Origin of the sequence: Microbacterium sp. PF5 (genome assembly GCF_004794315.1) — a bacterium.
Lineage (GTDB): Bacteria > Actinomycetota > Actinomycetes > Actinomycetales > Microbacteriaceae > Microbacterium > Microbacterium sufflavum.
The window spans coordinates 1-3,169 of the sequence record NZ_SSDQ01000167.1 but is presented as its reverse complement, the minus strand read 5'-3'; the positions used below and the strand labels follow the sequence as shown (position 1 = coordinate 3,169).

At 72.1% G+C, this 3,169-nt stretch carries 4 protein-coding genes; 1 reads left to right on the top strand and 3 read right to left on the bottom strand.

Features of this window, described 5'->3' with window-relative positions:
* Window positions 1–811: oxidoreductase (locus tag DW297_RS16550; protein WP_446724382.1), on the top strand; the 811-nt coding region annotated here is incomplete at its 5' end.
* Between the two features lie 16 nt (window positions 812–827).
* Here the strand turns inward: DW297_RS16550 and DW297_RS16545 are convergent.
* The 3 genes from DW297_RS16545 to DW297_RS16535 all read right to left on the bottom strand — a co-directional run.
* Window positions 828–1,289 (bottom strand): nuclear transport factor 2 family protein, encoded by a 462-nt coding sequence (locus DW297_RS16545; RefSeq protein ID WP_136034428.1) that lies wholly within the window; start codon window positions 1,287–1,289, stop codon window positions 828–830.
* The gene (locus DW297_RS16540; protein ID WP_136034426.1) at window positions 1,274–2,020 is read right to left on the bottom strand and encodes a hypothetical protein; all 747 of its coding nucleotides are present in this window, start codon (window positions 2,018–2,020) and stop codon (window positions 1,274–1,276) included. The genes DW297_RS16545 and DW297_RS16540 overlap by 16 nt, the downstream gene beginning before the upstream one ends.
* Window positions 2,021–2,074: 54 nt before the next feature.
* A partial coding sequence (locus tag DW297_RS16535) for a cytochrome b/b6 domain-containing protein (RefSeq protein ID WP_240744663.1) occupies window positions 2,075–3,169 on the bottom strand: 1,095 nt, incomplete at its 5' end.

Genomic DNA, 3,169 nt, shown 5'->3' with positions numbered 1-3,169 from the left:
GTGGGGAACGGCGAGCAAGCTGCGCGCGTGGCAGCAGGAGGCCCTCGACGCCCCGAGCGCCCTGGCGGCAGGACCGGGCCACGCCGTGCCCGCGGCGGTCACCGCGGCCGACATCGCCCGCTCCGTGCAGGACTGGCACGACGCCGCGGTGCGGGCGGTCGCCGCGGGGTTCCGCTTCGTCGAGCTGCACGGCGCCCACGGCTACCTGCTGCACTCGTTCCTCTCCCCCGTGTCGAACCGTCGCACCGACGCGTACGGCGGCAGTCCGCAGAACCGGCTCCGCTACCCGCGCGAGGTGGTCGCCGCCGTGCGGTCGGCGATCGGCGACGGCATCCCGCTGTCGTTCCGGCTGTCCGCGGTCGACGGCGCCGCGGACGGACTGGGGATCGACGACACGGTCGGCATCGCGCGCGCCCTCGCCGCGGAGGGCGTGGACCTCATCGACACCTCGTCCGGGGGCATCACCACCGACCGCTCGACGGACACCAGGGTCCGTCGCGGCTTCGCCTTCCACGCCGACTTCTCCCGCCGCATCCGCGACGAGGCCGGGGTGCCGACCGCGACGGTGGGCCTGATCGTGGACCCCGTGCAGGCCGATCGACTGCTCGACCACGGCGACGCCGATCTCGTGCTGCTCGGCCGGGAGGCGCTCGACGACCCCAACTGGCCGCATCACGCGCGCGCGGCGCTCGGCGACGACAGCCACGAGGGATGGGACGTGCGGTTCGGCAGCGCCCTCGGTCCGCGCGCGCGGACGCTCGCCCGGCTCGCCGCCGCGGGTGAGACCCCGCTCTCGCGCTTCGAGGGCTGAGCCGGAGCCCGAGCACTCAGGGAGCGAGCAGCTCTCTGGCGACCGCATCCCCGTCGAGCAGGTGATTGCGGCGCTCCCGCACGCGCCATCCGTTCGTCGTGCGCACCAGCTCCCACCGGTTGGCGCTGACCCGCTCCGCTTCCCAGTGGTCGCCGTCGCGCAGCAGCACCACGGAGTGCGTCACGGCCACCGCCGTGTCCCCGTCGATCTCGATCCGAGGGGCGGAGAGTACGTGCGCGCAGCCGCGGCGCAGGTACTCGCGGTGCGACGGCAGGTCGACCAGGGTCCGGATGCCGTCCGCGTCCAGAACCGTGTCGTCGAAGCGGTAGGTGCCATCCGCCGCCCAGAGCGCCGAGACCTCGGCGGCGTCCGCGCTGTCCACGGCGGGGCCGTACCGCGCGATCAGCTCGGCGATCTCTGCGCGGTCCTCGAGCGCCCGCAGCCGCCGTTCGAGATCGGCGCTCACCAGTCCTGCCACGGGATGATCGTGTGCACCGGGGTCGACAGAACGACCTCGCCCGCCCCGGGGAACCGCTCTTCCACGGCGCGCAGAGCCGGGGTCACGAGGTCGGGATCGTCCTCCAGATAGAGCAGGCGGAGGCGCAGGGACCCCGGCTCATCGGCCGGGCTCTCGTCGAACGGCAGGGAGGAGTGCCGCTGCGGGTGGCTGTACGAGAAGGTCCAGGCGCCGGCGACGCCGTCCACGTCGAGCAGGGCCGGGATGAGTTCGCGGTCCTCTCGCCGATGCGCCTCGTGGGCCTTGTGGCCATGCGGCTCGGCGAAGCGGGTGGCGGTGAGGTGCAGTCCGCGGTTCGGGCGGTAGGGCAGCACGTCGGGCGACACCAGAGCGCGCGGGGCGGCATAGCCCTTCACCGGACGGAAGAACGCGAGCAGGGGGCGCTGGATGCCCGGGAGCAGCGGCCCGCGACCCCACTGGAACGAGGCCTCCCCGAGCGCATCCCACGCGGCGACGGACTCGTCGACCGGGTCGCGGAACCAGTACATGGCGACGAAGTCCACAGCGCCGGCGAGTGACCCTGTGGCCAGACCATCACCCGTCGGTCGCACTTCCCACCGGTCTCCCCCTGCGACGCCGGGCAGGGCGAGGTTCTCGGGCCGGTGGTCCAGCTGATGCCAGCGGTTGTACTCGGCGTGCTGTGAGCGGTCGTCGAGACGGACGAAGGAGAAGAAGGCGAGAGGCAGCGACACGCCCCAGTCAAGCGTTTGCTTGGTGACCTGTCAACACCCGCTCGCGTCGGGCGATCAGCGACCGGAGACCTTGCCGAAGAGCTTCGCGATCGGGGCGAGCACGAGCGGACGCGCCGCCGCCCACGCGCCCGCGATCACGACGAGCGAGAGCACGAACACCCAGAACCCGGTCCAGGTCGCCGCATCCTGCGCCGCGAACATGTGGTTCAGGTTGCGCTGGAACCCGGTGAGCATCACCAGCGCCACGTGCACGACGATGAACGCCACGAAGTACAGCATGATCGGGAAGTGCAGCGCGCGCGCCCACTCCACCGGGTACGCCTTCGACAGCCGCACCGCCCTCTTCGGCCACAGCCCCGACATGCGGAAACCGGTGGCGGCGGCGAGCGGCGCCGCCACGAACACGGTCACGAAGTAGGCGAGCTGCTGCAGGCTGTTGTAGTTGTTCCAGCCGTTCTCGTGCGGCCAGTCGAGCGAGACGTACTGCAGGGCCGCCGACAGCGCGTTCGGGAAGACCTCCCAGCTCGTCGGCACGATGCGTACCCAGTGCCCGGTGACGAAGAGCAGCACCACGAAGGCCACGCCGTTCACGAGCCACAGGATGTCGAGCGCCTGGTGGAACCAGAGGTTCAGGCTGATCTTTCCCTTGGGGTTGTTCCGCGGCGTCCAGAACACGGTCGGCCGCTTCTCGGTGCGCACCTGCAGCCCCGAGCGGATGATCAGCACGATCAGGAACATGTTGAAGAAGTGCGCCCAGTTGACCCACGGCGCGAAGCCCGGCTCGACCGGGATCGCCGGCTCGTACTCGCCGGGGAACGCTGCCAGGAAGTCCTGCATGAACGGGGCGCTCAGCAGTGCCCGCACCAGCGCGACCGCCGCGCCGGCCAGCACGCCCAGGGCCGCAGCACCGAAGAGCCCCGCGATCGCCTGCGTCCAGGTCGGGCGGCGGCGACCCGTGTCCGGAGAGGTCGTGAGGTGACGCGGCGCACGGCCGTTCCACACCGTCCGCGTCCACGGCAGCGGCGTCGCGAGGTCGGCGGCCGGCACGATCTCCGTCGTGCTCGGCGTCGCGGCGGCGGGAGCAGCGGCGGCGGCGGAAGCTGCAGCAGCGGCGGAAGCTGCAGCAGCGGCGGAAGCTGCAGCAGCGGC